The organism is Blastococcus sp. SYSU DS0973 (genome assembly GCF_054051055.1).
In genome coordinates this window covers 272,953-288,567 of record NZ_JBJHAN010000002.1, presented here as the reverse complement: position 1 = coordinate 288,567, position 15,615 = coordinate 272,953, and the positions used below count along the sequence as shown (strand labels likewise).

Genomic DNA, 15,615 nt, shown 5'->3' with positions numbered 1-15,615 from the left:
ACGACGGTAGACGGTCGCCCGGTTAGCGTGGCGCCTCGTGGCGCAGGTGTGGAGCTCCCCGGTCCGATACGTCGAGTGCGACCAGCAGGGCGTCGTCTTCAACGCCCACTACCTGACGTGGGCCGACGAGGCGTCCAACGGGTGGTGGGCCGCTCAAGGACTGACGTGGGACGAGCTGGTCACCCGCGGTGTGGACCCGGTGGTCAAGGCCAGCTCGCTGGAGTGGACGTCGTCCGCCCGCTGGGGCGACACCGTCACCGTGGACGCCGAGACGGAGGAGGTCGGCCGCACCAGCGCGACGGTGCGTTTCACCGTGCGCGTGGGCGACCGGGTCTGCTGCGTCGTCCGCACCACCTACGTCTCCGTCGCCGACGGCCGCGCCACCCCCTGGCCGGAGGACGTGCGGGCGCGGCTCACCGAGGGCTGAAGCCCGCGCCCGGCGGCAGGAGCGGCAGCCCGGGGGGAGGCCCGGACTCGATCAGCCGCCACAGCGCGTCGGTGTCGGCGTGCTCGGTGATCAGGTCGCCGAGGCGGTCGAGCCGGGCCTCGCGGACGGCCGCGAAGTCGGTGTCGGGCGCCGGCACGAACCGGCGGTCGGTGATCCGGGCGACCTCGGCGAGGAAGGCCCGGCGAAAGCCGTCGTTCTCCAGCGCGCCGTGCCAGGTGGTCCCGAAGACGGCGCCGGCCCGGGCGCCGTCGAGGAACGGCTCGGCGGACGGGGCGGCGCCGAGGTCCACGGTGACGACCCCGTGGTGGATCTCGTAGCCGTGCACCGGCTCACCCAGCGCCGAGCCCACCGGGCGGCCCAGGGTCTTCGCCCGGGCGAAGCGGACGTCGGAGGGCAGCAGCCCCAGCCCGGGCACGGTCCCCGCCCGGGACTCCACCTCGTCGGTGATCGTCCGGGCCAGCATCTGGTGCCCGCCGCAGATGCCCAGCACCGGCGTGCCGCCGGCGGCGCGGCGCAGCACGGCGTCGGCCAGGCCGGTACTGCGCAGCCACGCCAGATCCCCGACCGTCGCGCGGGTACCGGGCAGCACGACCAGGTCGGCGTCGGCGAGCTCCTCCGGGCGGGTCGCGTACCGCACGAGCACGCCGGGCTCGGCGGCCAGCGCGTCGAGGTCGGTGAAGTTCGACAGCCGCGGCAGACGGACGACCGAGACGCGCAGGACGTCGTCCCCCAGCGGCGCCGTCCCGGCCGTCGCGGCCGGCACGTTCAGCGAGTCCTCGACGTCCAGCTCGAGGCCGCCGAGCCAGGGCAGCACCCCGAGCACCGGCCGCCCGGTGAGCGCGGCCAGCTGGTCCAGCCCGGGACGCAGCAGCCGCACGTCCCCGCGGAACTTGTTGACCAGGAACCCGGCGACCAGCCGCTGGTCCTCGGGGGGCATGAGCGCCACCGTGCCGTGGAGGGCGGCGAAGACCCCGCCCCGGTCGATGTCCCCGACGACGACCACCGGCAGACCGGCGGCGGTGGCCAGCCCCATGTTGGCGATGTCGTCTGCCCGCAGGTTGATCTCGGTGGGCGAGCCCGCGCCCTCGCACACGACGACGTCGAACCGCGACCGCAGGTCGGCCAGGCTGCTGAGCACCTGCTCGAGCAGCGCCGCCTTCATCGGCCGGTAGGACAGCGCGGTCACGTCGGCGACGGGGCGGCCGAGCACCACGACCTGGCTGGAGTTCTCGCCACCCGGCTTGAGCAGCACCGGGTTCATGGCCGCCTCCGGCTCGACCTGCGCGGCGGCCGCCTGCATCACCTGCGCCCGGCCGATCTCGGCGCCGTCGGGGGTGACCATGGAGTTGTTGCTCATGTTCTGCGCCTTGAACGGCGCCACCGACACGCCCTGGCGCGCCAGCCACCGGCAGATACCGGCGGTGACTACCGACTTGCCGGCGTCGGAGGTGGTGCCGGCGACGAGCAGCGCCCCGCTCACGCGGCGTCGCGGGGGACGTCCCAGCCGGCCGTCTCCTGACCGGACAGCTCCGCGATCGCCACCATGATCCGGTCGGTCACCTCGCGGCGGGCGCGGTTGCGGTTCGCCTGCCCCGCCAGCTCCGGGAAGGTCAGCGGCTCGCCGAAGGTGATCGCGATGCGGTGGGGGCGGGGCCAGCGGGCGCCGACCGGCTGCACCTTGTCGGTGCCGTGCACCGCGACCGGGACGACGGGGCAGTCGGCGGTCAGCGCCAGCCAGGCGACCCCGGTCTTGCCGCGGGCCAGCCGGCCGTCCTTGGACCGGGTGCCCTCCGGGTAGAGGCCGAAGGCGGTGCCGCCCCGGAGGATCCCCAGCGCGGTGTCCAGAGCTGCCTGCGCGGCCCGGTGGGTCTCCCGCTCGACCGGATGCGCACCCAGCGCGGTGAACAGCGTCCGGGTGAGCCACCCGCCGAACCCCCGGCCGGTGAAGTACTCGGCCTTCGCCAGGTAGGCCACCCGGCGGGGGGCGGCCAGCGGGATCACGATGCTGTCGATGAAGGACAGGTGGTTGCTGGCGAGGATGACCGGGCGGTCCAGCGGCACGTTCTCGCGCCCGGTGATCTGCGGCCGGCACAGGACGTGGAACAGCGGTCGCAGCACGAACGTGGCCAGGACGTAGAACATCGGGGCTCCCCTCGGCGGCTCCGCGCCGCGGCTGCGGACACCACGGGCCGATCCGGATCCTGCCGGAACCCGTCCGGCGGCCGGGCGGCGGCTCCGGCGGCGGGCGGGGGCGGGTGGCTAGGCCGGCGGGCAGGCGTCCCGCAGGATGGCGCCGACGTCGTCCGGCAGCCCGCCGTGCCCCGCCGCCGAGCCGGTGAGCACCTGGGCGACCTCGCGCACCTTGCGGTGGGTGTGGCTGGAGATGTGGGCCAGCAGGTCGAACGCGACCTGCTCCGGGCAGCCGGTGAGCACCATGAGGATGCCCTTGGCCTGCTCGATGACCGCCCGGCTGGCCATGGCGGTGCGCAGCTGCGCGATCTCGGCGCGCAGCTCGTCGGCCCCCTGCGGAGCACGGGCCGGCGGGCGGCAGTCGGTGATGTCCACGCAGATGCCCTCGACCGCGCGCACGTCGCCGGCGTCGTCCCGGTCGGGCTCGCCCACCAGCACGACCGACCGCTGGGCACGCGTCGGGTGGACGATCCGGCACTCGAGCACGAACGGGCGTCCCGATCCGCAGGCGGTGAGGGCGGCGAGGAACCGGCTCCCGTCGTCGGGGTGCTGGGCACCGAGCAGCGCCTCGGTGCAGGGAGTGGTCACGCCGGCGTCGAGACCGAGCACCTCGTGCATCTCCGGCGACCACCACCAGCTGCCGGCCTGCCGGTCGTAGCGGTACCGGCCCGCCGCGGCCGCCGGGGCAGCGGTGTGCCGGGTGATGGTGCGGGACGACTCCGGCCCGCGGCCGTGCGTCGTGCGGGAGCCCGCGGATCGGGCCCGGGGGAGCGCGGGTGACACCGTCTGCCGACCTCCTCGGTGGAAGGCGCTCCAGTACCCGGCAGGCGCCGGCCGCCGGCTGCTCGACACCCGGTGCTCCGGCCCCGCGGGGCCGACCCTTCCGACTCCCGGACCGTACGTCTCCGTCGGTGTGGTCGCAGCGCCACGCCGGGTGGTCGGAAACCAGGTCTGCTGGGCGGCCCCCCGGCCCGGGGTGTCGCGACCCCGTGTGGCCGGGGCTCGACTCAGACGACGGTGAGCGGCTGCGCCGGGACGGCGGCGGGGCCGGCCCGCTCGCGCAGTACCGGCTCCGGCTCCGGCTCCGGCTCCGCGAGCAGGCCCACCGCGGCCGAGCTCATCCCCGGGTCGATCCGGCCGGCTTCCCGGTGAGCCCGCGGCTGCGGGGACTGCTGCACCGCCGCCGTACCCGCCAGGGGCGCCGCGCGAGCGTGGCCGCGATCGCGGCCGCCGTCCACACCGCGCGGGAGAGCGCCACGGCCCTGGGTACGTCCCTGGACGCCGGGGCCCGGCCGTCGCCCAGGGCCGGCCGGTCCTCCACCCGGCTGCCGTAGACGTTGCGGCCGCCCAGCCGCAGGCCGAGCGCCCCGGCGAGCGAGGCCTCGCACCGGCCGGAGTTCGGGCTCGGGTGGGCGGCGCCGTCCCGGTGCCACACCCGCCAAGCCCCGGCGGCTGAGCCTCCCACCAGCGGCGCGCACGCCACGGTCAGGGCGGCGGTCAGCCGGGCGGGCACCCAGTTGGCGACGTCGTCGGCGCGGGCTGAGGCCCAGCCGAAGCGGCGGTACCGGGGGGAGCGGTGGCCCACCATCGCGTCCAGGGTGTTCACGGCCCGGTAGCCGAGCAGCCCGGGCAGGCCTGCGACGGCCCCCCAGAACAGCGGGGCGACGGCGGCGTCGGAGGTGTTCTCGGCCACCGACTCGACGGTCGCGCGGGCCAGCTCGGGCTCGAGCAGCGCGCTGGGCTCCCGCCCGGCCAGGCTCGGCAGGGTGGCCCGTGCGGCGGCGAGGTCGCCGGCGGCCAGGGCGTCGTGCATACGTCCGGCCGCGCGGCCCAGCGACGTGCCCCCCAGCACCGCCCAGGTCGCGGCCGCGGTGGCCGCGGTACGCAGCACCGGGCGCCGCCGGGTGGCGCGGTCGGCGGCCACCCCGACGGTGGTCGCGCCGGCGACCAGCACGGCCCAGTGGACCGCCCCCGCGGCGCGCGAGTCGCGCCAGGTACGGCGCTCCAGCGCGGCGGCGACGGAGCCGAAACCGGCCACGGGGTGCCCGCGCCGGGGATCGGCGAGAGCGAGATCGGCCAGCGCGCCCAGGGCCAGGCCGAGCGTGGTCGCGGGGTCGGGGGCGGGGCGCGGCACGGCGCCATGGTGCCAAGCGCCCCGGAACCTCCCGCCGGGCGGGACGGCGTCCCTAGGATCGGTCGTCATGCGCCTGTTCGGCCGTTACGACGGCGTCGCCCGGCCGATCGTCACCTACGGCAGCAACCCGGTCCTGCACCGGCGCTGCGCGGAGGTGACCACCTTCGACGACGCGCTGCGGCGGCTGGTCCTCGACATGTTCGCCAGCATGGAGGCCGCCGACGGCGTCGGGCTGGCCGCCAACCAGATCGGGGTGGACGCCCGGGTCTTCGTCATCGACTGCCCGGACGCCGACGGCGAGGACGTCGTCGGCTACGTCGTGAACCCGTCGCTCACCCTGCTCCCGCCGGCCGGGGACGATCCCGCGGAGGAGGTCACCGAGGAGGGCTGCCTCTCGGTGCCCGGGCCGTACGCCGAGCTGCCCCGGGCCTTCCGCGCCCGGGTCGACGGCGTCGACCTGCACGGCGATCCGGTGACCATCGAGGCGACCGGGATGGCCGCCCGCTGCCTGCAGCACGAGGTCGACCACCTGAACGGGACCGTGTACGTCGACCTGCTGCCCGAGGAGCACCGCGAGCGGCTGCTCGCCGAGGCCGCGGGGCCGGGCGGCGAGCTGCCCGCCTGAGGGGCCGGCTCCCCGGCGCCGGACAACCGGGTGAGCGCGGCGGCGTCCCCGCTGTCCACGGCCCGGCGCACCGGCGAGGCCGGCCGCAACGGCATCACCGTGGGCACCCACGTCTGCGCCGACCGGCGGTGCTCGGAGCGGGTGCGGAGGCCCGCGCCTGGGTAGCGACGGGTGCATGGCGCTCCCGCGGATCCTCGTCCTCGTCCTCGCCGGTGGCGCCGGAGGCCGCCTCGAACTGCTCACCGAGCAGCGGGCGAAGCCGGCCGTGCCCTTCGCGGGGGTCTACCGGCTCATCGACTTCCCGTTGAGCAACTGCCAGAACTCGCAGATCCCCGACGTCTGGGTCTCCATCCAGTTCCACCCCACGTCGCTGCACGACCACCTGTCCAACGGCCGGCCGTGGGACCTGGACCGGACGACGGGCGGGCTGCTCACCCTGCCCCCGTACAAGGGCACCGAGCGCGGCGGCTGGAACACCGGGACCGCCGACTCGCTGTGGCGGCACGCGGAGCTGATCCGGGCCTTCGACGCCGACGCGCTGGTCGTCGTCAGCGCCGACGCGGTCTACAAGCTCGACTACCGGGAGGTCGTCGAGGCGCACCTCGGCTCCGGCGCCGAGGTCACGATGGTCACGACCGAAGTTGCGCCCGACGACGCGCCGCGCTACGGCATCGTCGAGGTGGGCGAGGGTGGCAAGGTCGACGGCTACGCCTACAAGCCGGACGAGCCGGCGACGACGACCGCCACCAACGAGGTCTTCGTGTTCTCCCCGACCCCCACGCTGGACCGGCTGGAGGCGCTCAACGCCGACGTCGGGGAGGAGGGGCTGGAGGATCTCGGCTCCCACCTGCTGCCGGCGCAGACGGCCGACGGCCTCGCCCGCGCCTTTCCCCTGCAGGGCTACTGGCGCGACGTCGGCACCATCCCGGCCTACTGGGAGGCCCACCGCGAGTTCATCGCCGCCGAGCCGCCGCTGGACCTGGACGCCCCCCGCTGGCCGGTGCACACCCGCGGTGGGCGGCACAGCGCGGCTCGGGTGCTGTCCGGGGCCGTCGCGGAGGACAGCCTGATCTCCGGTGGCACCCGGGTCGGCGGCGAGGTGCGCGGCTCCGTCGTCTCGCCGGGGGTCGTGATCGAGCGCGGTGCCACCGTCGTCGACTCGGTGCTGCTGCCCGGTGTCCGGGTCCGGGCCGGGGCCACCGTGACCCGGTCGGTGCTCGACGACGCGGTCGACGTCGGGAGCGGCGCATCGATCGGCGGGGACGGCGACATCACGCTGGTCGGGCGCAGGTCCCGGGTGGCCGGCGGCACCGAACTGGCCGCCGGCGCCCGCTACCCCGAACCGGAGGAGTGAGCGGGAAGCGGCCGGGCCCCGGCCGTGTTGCGCGGTGCATGACCCAGCACTTCGAGATCGACCTGCACTCGGAGTTCCTCCGGGCGGACCTCTTCTTCGCCATGGGTCAGCCCGCCGAGGCCGCGCGCATCCTGCAACCGGTCGTCGACGCCGAGCCGCGCAACGAGGGGGCCCTGGAGCTGCTGGCCCGCGCCTACTACGGCTCGGCGCAGCTCGGTGCCGCCGAGGAGTCGCTGAGCCGGCTGGTCGAGCTGGCGCCCAGCAACGGCTGGGCCCGCCGGGCCCTGGCCCGCACGCTCGAGCGGCAGAGCCGGGCGGGCGAGGCCACTGCCCACCACCGGATGGCCGACGCCCTCGGCGCAGCCTGACCGACGGCCCCCGGGCGCGCCGGACGGTTCTGGGACGATGGGCGTCAGGGGGCCGTCGTCCCCTCCGCATCCACACGGGCCGCCCCGCGCGCCGTCCCGGTCCCGATCCGAGCCCGCGCTCGACCAGGAGTTCCCATGACCCGCCGCACCGTTCCCGGGGCCCTGCTCGCCCTGATGGTCTCCGTCGTCCTGACCGCCTGCGGCGGCGACGAGGCGGGGTCGTCGAACGGGGAGTGGGCGACGGCCGTGGCGGAGGAGGTCAGTCCCGACCTCTCGGTCGCCCCCGAGGTGCCCGCAACCGACGCCGAGCCGCCGACGGAGCTCGTCGTCGAGGACGTCGTCGTCGGTGACGGCGCCGAGGCCGTCGACGGGAGCACCGTCGCGGTGAAGTACGTCGGCGCGTTCTACGAGACCGGCGAGGAGTTCGACTCCTCCTGGAGCCGCGCGGTCGACGAAACCCTGCCGGTGACCCTCGGTGCCGGCCAGGTGATCCCCGGCTTCGAGCAGGGCATCACCGGCATGCAGGTGGGGGGACGCCGGGTGATCGCCATCCCGAGCGAGCTCGGCTACGGCGACCAGGCCCGCGGACCCATCCCGGCCGACTCCACGCTGGTCTTCGTGATCGACCTGGTGGAGGTTGCCAGCTGAGACGGCGACCCGCTCATGCGCGCAGTGTGACGACGCGCCGCGCCACGCCGACAGTCCACCCCGGCGCTGCGTCGGTCCGCTCGGCGGTGGGCACCCGCTGGCCATGAGCATTCTCGGAAAGCTGATGGGCACGGCGCAGAGCGCGACCCGGGGTGCGGCCCGCGGGGGACGGGGCGCCGCCCGCCCGGGGCGCGGCATGGGCCGCGCCACCACGCGCGGCGGCATGGGCACGGGGCGCGGACGCGCTCCCGCTGGCTCCGGTGGTGGCATCGGACGCATGGTGCAGGGCTTCCTGCGGCGTCGCTGAGCGCCGACGACGACCCGGCCGCACGGCCGGGTCGTCCTCACTCGCAGATCTCGAGCCGGGTCACCGAGCCGTTGTGCGGGGTGATCGCGGGCATCGCGTCCGGTCCGAGCCCGGCCGCCACTGCCTGGGCGGCACGGATCGTGTCCCCGTGCGTCACGAGCGCGACCACGTCGGCCGGCGGCTCGGCGCACAGCTGGGTCAGGTACGCCGCCACCCGCGCGTGCAGCTCCGCCAAGCTCTCGCCGTCCTCGGCCGACCAGTGCGCGTCGGACCAGTCGACGACGTCCCACAGCTCGTGGGAAGCCCGGCCCTCCAGCACCCCGTAGCCCTGCTCGCGCAGGGCGGGAGTCGTGCTGAACGACAGCCCCGTGGCCCGGGCGCAGTGCTCGGCGGTCTGGACCGCGCGGAGCAGGTCGCTGGAGAGCAGGGCGCCCGGTCGCAGCCGGGCCAGCTCCGCCCCCGCCGCCTCGGCCTGCGTGTGCCCCAGCGGCGTCAGCGGCACGTGCGCGGTCTGACCCTGCATGAGCCCGGCGGCGTTCCACTCGCTCTGCCCGTGCCGCACGAGCAGGAGGGTGATGGGGGAGGCCATGGCAAGGAGGCAGCGTAGGGCAGGGGTCTGCGAGAGGTGACGGCCCGCCTCGTACCGTCGTGGGTGTGACCATCCCCGTCCGCCCCGGTGCCGCGCGCCCCACCGCCCGTCCGGGCCCCCCCGACCCGCTGGCCCCGCTGCTCGACCTCCCGGGTGTGCGGGCAGCCGCGGACGCCGCCCGCGCGGGCATCGACCGGCTGCTGGGCCACCGCGTGCTGCGCCGGGAGTCGGCGGGCGTGAGCACCGAGTCGGCCCTGCGCGGTGCGCGTGCCTCGGCTGCGCTGGCCGGCGTGGACGTGCCGCTGGCGAAGCTGCGGGCCGGCTCGGTCGGCGACCCGGTGGTGCAGGGGTCGCTGCGCGTCTCCGCGGCGCTGGGCTCGATGGTCGAGACCTGGCCGAAGGCGCCCGGGCAGGTGCTCGCCCGGCTGCACGTGCTGGCCGCCGCCGACCTCGCCGACCGGGCCGACCTCGGCCGTCCGGCACCCCACGCGGGGGCCCGGCTCTCCGGCCTGTTCTCCGTCGTCACCGGCGCCACGACCGTGCCCGCCGTCGTCGTCGCCGGGCTGGTGCACGGCGAGCTGGCCGCGCTGGCCCCGTTCGGCACCGCCGATGGCGTCGTCGCCCGGGGCGCGGCCCGGCTGACCGGGATCGCCCGCGGGCTCGACCCCAAGGCCGTGTCCGTGCCCGAGGTCGGGTTCGCCGAGCTGGGCCGGGAGGCCTACGGCGAGGCGCTGGCCGGCTACGCCTCCGGCCGGCCCGAAGGCGTCGCCGCCTGGCTCGTGCACTGCTGCCGGGCCACCGAGCACGGCGCGCTCGAGGGCCTGGCCATCTGCGAGAGCCTGCTCCGGGGCTGAGCAGAGCGCCGCGCGCCGGAACGGGAGACTCGACACATGCGCACCCTGGACGTCCCCGGGCTCGGCCCCGTGAGCCGCATCGGCCTGGGCACCTGGCAGTTCGGCTCCCGCGAGTGGGGCTACGGCGACACCTACGCTGACCGGGCGGCCGGCGACATCGTCCGCCGGGCGCGCGAGCTGGGCATCACCCTGTTCGACACCGCCGAGGTCTACGGCTTCGGGCGCAGCGAGACGATCCTGGGCGAAGCGCTGGGGGAGGAGCGCGACCAGGTGGTCGTCGCCAGCAAGATCTTTCCGGTGGCGCCGTTCCCGCGGGTGGTGCGGCAGCGCTGGGCCGGGAGCGCCCGCCGACTGGGTGTGGACCGCATCCCGCTCTACCACGTGCACCAGCCCAACCCGGTGGTGCCGGACACCGTGACGATGCCGGGGATGCGGGTGCTGCTGGACGAGGGGCGGATCGGCGCGGCCGGCGTCTCCAACTACTCGCTGGACCGCTGGCGTGCCGCCGACGACGCGCTCGGTGTGCCGGTGGTGGCCAACCAGGTGCAGTTCTCCCTGGCGCACGCCGGGCCGCTGGCGGACCTCGTGCCCTTCGCCGAGCGCGAGGACCGGCTGGTGATCGCCTACAGCCCCCTCGCGCAGGGCCTGCTCGGCGGGCGCTACTCGGTGGAGAGCCGGCCGGGCGGGGTCCGGGCGGTCAACCCGCTGTTCGGCACCGAGAACCTCCGGCGCGTGGCGCCCCTGCTCGGCGTCCTGCGGGAGGTCTCCGACGCCCACGACGCCACCCCCGCGCAGGTGGCGCTGGGCTGGCTGATCGCGCAGCCGCGGGTGGTGGTCATCCCCGGCGCGTCCAGCGTGGAGCAGCTGGAGTCCAACGCCGCGGCCGACGAGCTGCGGCTGGCCCACGACGAGGTGGCGGCGCTGACCGCTGCGGCCCGGGCGTTCAGGCCCGTCTCGGCGGTCCGCACGCTGCTGGACGGCGTGCGGGAGCGCATCGGGCGCTGAGCTGCGGTCAGGCGCCGCGGCGGCGCCGGCGGCCCGGGACCGGTGCCGGCCCCTCGACCAGCCCGGCGCGCAGCGCCCGGTGCCGGGCGTACCAGGCCAGCCCGACGACGGCCGCGCCGACGCCCATGGCCGCCCCGGTCACCACCGGTGCCGGGGGGACGGAGAAGCGGGCCCGCATGCTCACCGGCCGCTCGAAGCGCTGCACCGGCCAGCCACGCTGCAGGGCGGCCTTGCGCAGCCCGCGGTCGGGGTTGACCGCGGTTGGGTGACCGACGGCCTCCAGCATGGGCAGGTCGGTGATCGAGTCGCTGTACGCGTAGCAGTCGGCCAGGTCGTAGCCGCCCTCGGCGGCCAGCCGGCGGATGGCCTCGCCCTTGTTCTCGCCGTAGGCGTAGAACTCGATCTCACCGGTGTAGCGGCCGTCGACGGTGACCATCCGGGTGGCGACGACGCGGTCGACGCCGAGCATCTCGCCGATCGGCTCCACCATCTCCGCCCCGCTGCTGGAGACGATGACGATCTCCCGGCCGGCGGCGCGGTGCTCCTCGATGAGGTCGGCCGCCTCGGCGTAGACGAGCGGGTCGACGATCTCGTGCAGCGTCTCGTGGACGATCTCGTGGACCGTGGCGGCGTCCCAGCCGGTAACCATCGCGGTGAGCTGGGCGCGCAGCCGGTCCATCTGCTGGGCGTCGGCGCCCGCGAGGGAGAAGACGAACTGGGCGTAGGCCGTCTTGAGGACGGCACGCCGGTTGATCAGCCCGCCGTTGAAGAACGGCCGGCCGAAGGCCAGGGTGCTGGACTTGGCGATGACGGTCTTGTCGAGGTCGAAGAACGCCGCGGCGCGGGACACGGGAGCCACTGTAGGTCGATCGGCAGACCGGAACGGGGACCGCACACCGTCCACACCCGATGGGGTCATCCACAGTTCCGCTCCCGTTCTGGCACTGTCTGCCCACTGTCCGGTGAGGTCGGCGTCGTGCCCGTCCTGCCGCCGGTGTCCCGGCCTCCCCGCCCTCTGGTCGTCAGCGCCGACGAGGAGCTGCTCGACGAGCTGCTCCGGCTCCTGGCGGCCGCCGGGGCCGAGCCGGAGCTGGCCACCGGCGGGCCGGCGCTGCGGCGGGCGCACCGGGAGGCGCCGCTGGTCCTGCTGGGCGTCGACGCGCTGACCGGCGGGGCCGTCCGCAGCCTGCCCCGCCGGGCCGGGGTCGTCGTCGTGGCCTATGGGGAGCTTCCCCCGGCGGAGTGGGCGACCGCGGTGGAGGTCGGCGCGGAGCGGGTCGCCGTGCTCCCGGCCGACGAGGCGTGGCTGCTCACCCGCTGCGCGGCCGCCGTCCGCGCGCCGGCCGAGCGGGGGCCGCTGGTCGCCGTGGGCGGCGCGTGCGGCGGCGCGGGGGCGAGCACGGTGGCGGCCGCGGTGGCCGTCGGCGCCCCGAGGGGCGCGGTGCTGCTCGACGCCGATCCCTGGGGCGGCGGGCTGGACCTCCTGATGGGGGCCGAGCTCGCCGAGGGGCTGCGCTGGCCGGGGCTCACCGGGCTGCGCGGGCGGGTGGCGGGCGACGCCCTGCTGGCCGCGCTGCCCGAGGTCGGCGGCGTGCACCTCCTCTCCGCCGACCGGAGCTGCGCCACGCCGATCCCCGACCAGGCGCTGACGGCGGTGGTGGACGCCGCCCGGGCGACCGGCCGCCCGGTCGTCGTGGACCTGCCGCGGCCCGGGCCCGACGGCGTCGGGGGCGGTCCGCAGGAGGTGCTCGCCGACGCCGACCTGGCAGTGCTCGTGGTACCTGCCCGCCTGCGAGCGGCGACGGCCGCCCGCCAGCTGGTCGACGCCGACGACGCCCCGTGGGCGGCCGCCCGGCTGGTGGTGCGCCACCTCCCCGGCGGGCTGGCCGCCGACGACGTGGCCGAGGTGGTCGGTCGCCCCCTGCTCGCCGAGCTGGCGCACGACCGCGGTGCGGTGGCCCGGTGCGAGCGCGGGCAGCTCCCGGGCGCCGCACCCCGGTCACCGCTGGCCGCGCTGGCCCGCCAGGTGCTCGCGGTGCTGGCCGGGGGGACCGGCCGGTGAGCGCGCCGTCGCTGCTGGACCGGGTGCGGTCGCGGCTGGCCGTGGAGGAGCAGGCGCCCTCGCGTGCCGGGGTGGCCGCGCTGGTCCGGCAGGAGGCCGGCGGTCTGATGGGCGACGGCGACGTCCTGCGCGCCGTGCGCAGCGCCGTCGACGAGTTGGCCGGGGCGGGACCGCTCGAGCCGCTGCTGCGCCTGCCCGGCGTCACCGACGTGCTGGTCAACGGGCCCGACGAGGTGTGGCTCGACCGCGGTGCCGGGCTGGAGCGGGCCGCCGGCGTCCGCTTCCCCGACGAGGACGCGGTGCGCCGGCTGGCCGTCCGGCTGGCCGCCTCGGGCGGGCGCCGACTCGACGACGCCGCACCCTGGGTGGACGTCGGCCTCCCCGACGGAACACGGCTGCACGCCGTCCTGCCGCCGGTGTCCGGGAACGGCACCTGCCTGTCCCTCCGCGTGCTGCGCCGGTGCGCGCAGTCGCTGGCCGACCTCGAGGCCCGGGGTGCGCTGCCCGGGGAGAGCGGGGCGCTGGTGCGGGCGGTGGTCGCGCGACGGCTGGCATTCCTCGTCACCGGCGGTACCGGCTCGGGCAAGACCACCCTGCTCTCCGCGCTGCTGGGCGAGGTCGATGCCGCCGAGCGGCTGGTGCTGTGCGAGGACGCCACCGAGCTGACCCCGCCGCACCCCCACGTGGTCCGCCTGCTGACCCGGCCCGCGAACGTGGAGGGTGCGGGCGCCGTCGGCCTGCGGGACCTGGTGCGGCAGGCGCTGCGCATGCGCCCCGACCGCCTGGTGGTGGGGGAGGTGCGCGGGGCGGAGGTGGTCGACCTGCTGGCCGCGCTCAACACCGGGCACGACGGCGGCTGCGGCACCCTGCACGCCAACCGCTCGGCCGAGGTGCCGGCCCGGCTGGAGGCGCTCGGTGTCGCGGCGGGGCTCGGGCGTGCGGCGGTGCACAGCCAGGCCGCGGCCGGGCTCGAGGTCGTGCTCCACCTGCGCCGCACCGCCGAGGGCCGGCGGGTGGACGAGATCGGGCTGCTCCGCCGGACCGGTGAGCTGGTGGCGGTGGAGCCGGGGTGGCGGGCCGACGGCGGGCCCTGCCCGGCCGACGAGGAGCTCCGCGCCCGGCTGGCCGGCCGGTGACCGCAGCGATGCTCGCCGCGGCCGGCGCCGCCCTGCTCTGGCCGGACGGGCAGGCGGAGCTGCGGGGGCGGCTGCGCGCGGTCGCCGGCAGCAGGCCGGGGCGCGGACGCCCGCCCCTGCCGCTGACGGCCGCGGTCGGCGCCGGCGCGCTCGCCGGCGTCCTGAGCACGCCGCTGGTCGCCCTGCTCGCCGGCGGCTGCACCGCCCTGGCCGCGCGGGCCTGGGCGTCCCGCCGGGCGGCGGCAGCCGGCGAGGCGCGGCTGGCGGCGCTGGCCGAGGCGCTCGGTGCGCTCTCCGGCGAGCTGCGCGCGGGCCGCTCCCTCGACGACGCGGTGCGCACGGCGGCCGGTGCCTGCCCCGACCAGCGCTCCGGCGCCGCGCTCGTCCGGGCGGTCCGCGCGCCCGGTGAGCCGCCCTCCCCGGACGGTCCGGGCCGCGGCGACGGGCTGGCCGCGGAGCTCGCCCGGCTCTCGGCGGCCGTGGCCCTCAGCGTCCGCACCGGGTGCTCGCTGGCCACGGTGGTCGCGGCGGTGGAGGACGACCTGCGGGCCCGGCTCCGGCACCGGCGGGCACTGCTGGTCGCCACCGCAGGCCCCCGCTCCAGCGCCCGTCTGCTGGCCGGGCTGCCGGTGCTCGGGCTGGCCATGGGCAGCGGTGTCGGCGCCGATCCCTGGCACGTGCTCACCGCGACCGGCCCGGGGCAGCTGCTGTTCGTCGCCGGCGTGCTGCTGGAGATCGCCGGGATCGCCTGGACCGGCCGCCTGGTGCGCCGGATCGGCCGATGAGGCCGGGGCCGTGGCTGCCGGTGCTCCTGCTGGCGCTGGCGTGCACGTTCTGGGCGCCCGGGTCGGCGCTCGCGAGTTCCCGGGTGCGCCGGCTGGTCCGCCCGGTGCCGCCCGGGGACGGCGAGGAGGCCGCCGGAGACGGTGCCGAGGCGGCCCGGCGACGCCGGTGGGCCCTGGCCGGGGGCGCTGCGCTCGCCGCCGGCCTGCTGGTCGGCGGGATCGCCGGGGTGCTCACCGCGGTCGGGGTGGCGGTGGCCGGCGAGCGGCTGCTCCGGCACGGCCCGGACCCGGACGACGAGGCGCGGGCGGCTCTGGTCGGGGATCTCCCGGCCGCCTGCGACCTGCTCGCCGCCTGCCTGGCGGCGGGCCTGCCGCTCGCGGGCGCGCTGGCCGCGGTGGGCGAGGCGGTGCCGGCGCCGCTCGGGCCGTGCCTGCGCACGGTCGCCGCCCTCCACCGGCTCGGCGCGGCACCGAGGCGGGCGTGGGCGGACGTCCCCGCTGAGGTCGCGGGGCTGGGCCGGGCGCTGGTGCGGGCGGGGGAGTCGGGAGCGGCCGCGGTGCCCGCGCTCTCCGCCCTGGCGGCGGAGACCCGGGCGGCGGCCCGGGCCGGCGCCGAGGCGGCCGTCCAGCGCGCCGGGGTGTGGGTGCTGGCGCCGCTGGGCGTCTGCTTCCTGCCGGCCTTCGTCTGCCTCGGCGTCGCCCCGCTCGTGCTCGGCATCGCCGGCGACGTCTTCGGCTGACGTCGTCCACAGGCGGTGGCGCCCTCCACAGATGCCGCGGAGCTCTCCGCCGCACCCGGCGCAGCCCCGAGGCTCGGTCGCACGGCCCCACCGGGGCCCCGACCGAGGAGGACGCCATGACCGCACCGCTGCCCGCCCCCGGGACCGCGCCACGGAAGCCCGCCGCGGCTCCCGTGCGCAGCCCGCTCCGCCGCCGGTGGACGCGGCTCCAGGAAGCGGCGGAGGCCGGCATGAGCACCGCCGAGTACGCGGTGGGCACCGTCGCGGCGTGCGCCTTCGCGGCGGTGCTCCACCGGGTGGTCACCGGCGACTCGATCGTGTCGGGCCTGACCGATCTCGTCGACGCCGCCCTGGCGACCCTCTCCTGAGC

20 protein-coding genes are annotated in these 15,615 nt (G+C 77.2%); 14 read left to right on the top strand and 6 right to left on the bottom strand.

Features of this window, described 5'->3' with window-relative positions:
• The first annotated feature begins 37 nt into the window (after positions 1-37).
• Positions 38-427, top strand: a complete 390-nt coding sequence (locus ACI791_RS05205) for an acyl-CoA thioesterase (RefSeq protein ID WP_456585068.1) — start codon at positions 38-40, stop codon at positions 425-427.
• Here the strand turns inward: ACI791_RS05205 and ACI791_RS05200 are convergent.
• The 4 genes from ACI791_RS05200 to ACI791_RS05185 form a co-directional block, all read right to left on the bottom strand.
• Entirely contained in the window at positions 414-1,928 is a 1,515-nt protein-coding gene (locus ACI791_RS05200) for a cobyric acid synthase (protein ID WP_456585067.1), read from the bottom strand. The genes ACI791_RS05205 and ACI791_RS05200 overlap by 14 nt on opposite strands.
• Positions 1,925-2,590 carry a lysophospholipid acyltransferase family protein gene (locus ACI791_RS05195; RefSeq protein ID WP_456585066.1) on the bottom strand — a complete coding sequence of 222 codons (666 nt, stop codon included), beginning with the start codon at positions 2,588-2,590 and terminating at the stop codon, positions 1,925-1,927. Before ACI791_RS05195 ends, ACI791_RS05200 begins: the two co-directional genes overlap by 4 nt.
• A 117-nt stretch (positions 2,591-2,707) precedes the next feature.
• Entirely contained in the window at positions 2,708-3,421 is a 714-nt protein-coding gene (locus ACI791_RS05190; protein ID WP_456585065.1) for an ANTAR domain-containing protein, read from the bottom strand.
• 334 nt (positions 3,422-3,755) lie between these two features.
• A complete protein-coding gene (locus ACI791_RS05185) occupies positions 3,756-4,772 on the bottom strand; it encodes a cobalamin biosynthesis protein (protein WP_456585064.1) in 1,017 nt (338 codons plus the stop codon).
• A 67-nt stretch (positions 4,773-4,839) separates the two neighbouring features.
• Here ACI791_RS05185 and def point away from each other — a divergent pair, with 67 nt between their 5' ends.
• From def to ACI791_RS05155, 6 genes are all read left to right on the top strand, one after another.
• Entirely contained in the window at positions 4,840-5,397 is a 558-nt protein-coding gene (def, locus tag ACI791_RS05180; RefSeq protein WP_456585063.1) for a peptide deformylase, read from the top strand.
• A 30-nt stretch (positions 5,398-5,427) separates the two neighbouring features.
• A complete protein-coding gene (locus ACI791_RS05175; protein ID WP_456585062.1) occupies positions 5,428-5,562 on the top strand; it encodes an FBP domain-containing protein in 135 nt (44 codons plus the stop codon).
• A 10-nt stretch (positions 5,563-5,572) separates the two neighbouring features.
• Positions 5,573-6,751, top strand: a complete 1,179-nt coding sequence (locus tag ACI791_RS05170) for a glucose-1-phosphate adenylyltransferase family protein (RefSeq protein ID WP_456585061.1) — start codon at positions 5,573-5,575, stop codon at positions 6,749-6,751.
• Positions 6,752-6,789: 38 nt separating this feature from the next.
• A complete protein-coding gene (locus ACI791_RS05165; RefSeq protein ID WP_456585060.1) occupies positions 6,790-7,119 on the top strand; it encodes a tetratricopeptide repeat protein in 330 nt (109 codons plus the stop codon).
• Positions 7,120-7,254: 135 nt separating this feature from the next.
• Positions 7,255-7,767, top strand: coding sequence for an FKBP-type peptidyl-prolyl cis-trans isomerase (locus ACI791_RS05160; protein WP_456585059.1), 513 nt, complete (start codon positions 7,255-7,257; stop codon positions 7,765-7,767).
• Between the two features lie 103 nt (positions 7,768-7,870).
• Positions 7,871-8,074, top strand: a complete 204-nt coding sequence (locus tag ACI791_RS05155) for a hypothetical protein (RefSeq protein WP_347059194.1) — start codon at positions 7,871-7,873, stop codon at positions 8,072-8,074.
• Between the two features lie 37 nt (positions 8,075-8,111).
• Here the strand turns inward: ACI791_RS05155 and ACI791_RS05150 are convergent, their stop codons facing one another.
• Positions 8,112-8,663 carry a histidine phosphatase family protein gene (locus ACI791_RS05150; protein WP_456585058.1) on the bottom strand — a complete coding sequence of 184 codons (552 nt, stop codon included), beginning with the start codon at positions 8,661-8,663 and terminating at the stop codon, positions 8,112-8,114.
• A gap of 65 nt (positions 8,664-8,728) precedes the next feature.
• Between ACI791_RS05150 and ACI791_RS05145 the strand changes: the two genes are divergently transcribed.
• Both ACI791_RS05145 and ACI791_RS05140 read left to right on the top strand, forming a co-directional pair.
• On the top strand, positions 8,729-9,517 hold the full coding sequence (locus ACI791_RS05145) for an oxidoreductase (RefSeq protein ID WP_456585057.1): 789 nt from the start codon (positions 8,729-8,731) through the stop codon (positions 9,515-9,517).
• 36 nt (positions 9,518-9,553) lie between these two features.
• A complete protein-coding gene (locus ACI791_RS05140; protein WP_456585056.1) occupies positions 9,554-10,522 on the top strand; it encodes an aldo/keto reductase in 969 nt (322 codons plus the stop codon).
• A gap of 7 nt (positions 10,523-10,529) precedes the next feature.
• On the opposite strand, the gene ACI791_RS05135 is transcribed toward ACI791_RS05140, so the two are convergent.
• Complete coding sequence (locus ACI791_RS05135) at positions 10,530-11,372, bottom strand: HAD family hydrolase (RefSeq protein ID WP_347059199.1); 843 nt, start codon at positions 11,370-11,372, stop codon at positions 10,530-10,532.
• Positions 11,373-11,498: 126 nt separating this feature from the next.
• On the opposite strand from ACI791_RS05135, the gene ssd reads away from it, so the two are divergent.
• From ssd to ACI791_RS05110, 5 genes are all read left to right on the top strand, one after another.
• The gene (ssd, locus tag ACI791_RS05130; RefSeq protein ID WP_456585055.1) at positions 11,499-12,584 is read left to right on the top strand and encodes a septum site-determining protein Ssd; all 1,086 of its coding nucleotides are present in this window, start codon (positions 11,499-11,501) and stop codon (positions 12,582-12,584) included.
• A complete protein-coding gene (locus ACI791_RS05125) occupies positions 12,581-13,720 on the top strand; it encodes a TadA family conjugal transfer-associated ATPase (protein WP_456585054.1) in 1,140 nt (379 codons plus the stop codon). Before ssd ends, ACI791_RS05125 begins: the two co-directional genes overlap by 4 nt.
• Positions 13,717-14,505 carry a type II secretion system F family protein gene (locus tag ACI791_RS05120; RefSeq protein ID WP_456585053.1) on the top strand — a complete coding sequence of 263 codons (789 nt, stop codon included), beginning with the start codon at positions 13,717-13,719 and terminating at the stop codon, positions 14,503-14,505. Before ACI791_RS05125 ends, ACI791_RS05120 begins: the two co-directional genes overlap by 4 nt.
• Positions 14,502-15,245 (top strand): type II secretion system F family protein, encoded by a 744-nt coding sequence (locus ACI791_RS05115; protein WP_456585052.1) that lies wholly within the window; start codon positions 14,502-14,504, stop codon positions 15,243-15,245. The genes ACI791_RS05120 and ACI791_RS05115 overlap by 4 nt, the downstream gene beginning before the upstream one ends.
• Positions 15,246-15,361: 116 nt before the next feature.
• On the top strand, positions 15,362-15,613 hold the full coding sequence (locus ACI791_RS05110; protein ID WP_456585051.1) for a DUF4244 domain-containing protein: 252 nt from the start codon (positions 15,362-15,364) through the stop codon (positions 15,611-15,613).
• Positions 15,614-15,615 lie beyond the last annotated feature (2 nt).

What these genes read in the sequence shown, in the direction of transcription:
- ACI791_RS05110 (WP_456585051.1), top strand. Translation starts at nt 15,362, where the DNA reads ATGACCGCACCGCTGCCCGCCCCCGGGACCGCGCCACGGAAGCCCGCC.
- def (WP_456585063.1), top strand. Translation starts at nt 4,840, where the DNA reads ATGCGCCTGTTCGGCCGTTACGACGGCGTCGCCCGGCCGATCGTCACC.
- ACI791_RS05115 (WP_456585052.1), top strand. Translation starts at nt 14,502, where the DNA reads ATGAGGCCGGGGCCGTGGCTGCCGGTGCTCCTGCTGGCGCTGGCGTGC.
- ACI791_RS05170 (WP_456585061.1), top strand. Translation starts at nt 5,573, where the DNA reads ATGGCGCTCCCGCGGATCCTCGTCCTCGTCCTCGCCGGTGGCGCCGGA.
- ACI791_RS05155 (WP_347059194.1), top strand. Translation starts at nt 7,871, where the DNA reads ATGAGCATTCTCGGAAAGCTGATGGGCACGGCGCAGAGCGCGACCCGG.
- ACI791_RS05195 (WP_456585066.1), bottom strand. Translation starts at nt 2,590, where the DNA reads ATGTTCTACGTCCTGGCCACGTTCGTGCTGCGACCGCTGTTCCACGTC.
- ACI791_RS05165 (WP_456585060.1), top strand. Translation starts at nt 6,790, where the DNA reads ATGACCCAGCACTTCGAGATCGACCTGCACTCGGAGTTCCTCCGGGCG.
- ACI791_RS05160 (WP_456585059.1), top strand. Translation starts at nt 7,255, where the DNA reads ATGACCCGCCGCACCGTTCCCGGGGCCCTGCTCGCCCTGATGGTCTCC.
- ACI791_RS05140 (WP_456585056.1), top strand. Translation starts at nt 9,554, where the DNA reads ATGCGCACCCTGGACGTCCCCGGGCTCGGCCCCGTGAGCCGCATCGGC.
- ACI791_RS05150 (WP_456585058.1), bottom strand. Translation starts at nt 8,663, where the DNA reads ATGGCCTCCCCCATCACCCTCCTGCTCGTGCGGCACGGGCAGAGCGAG.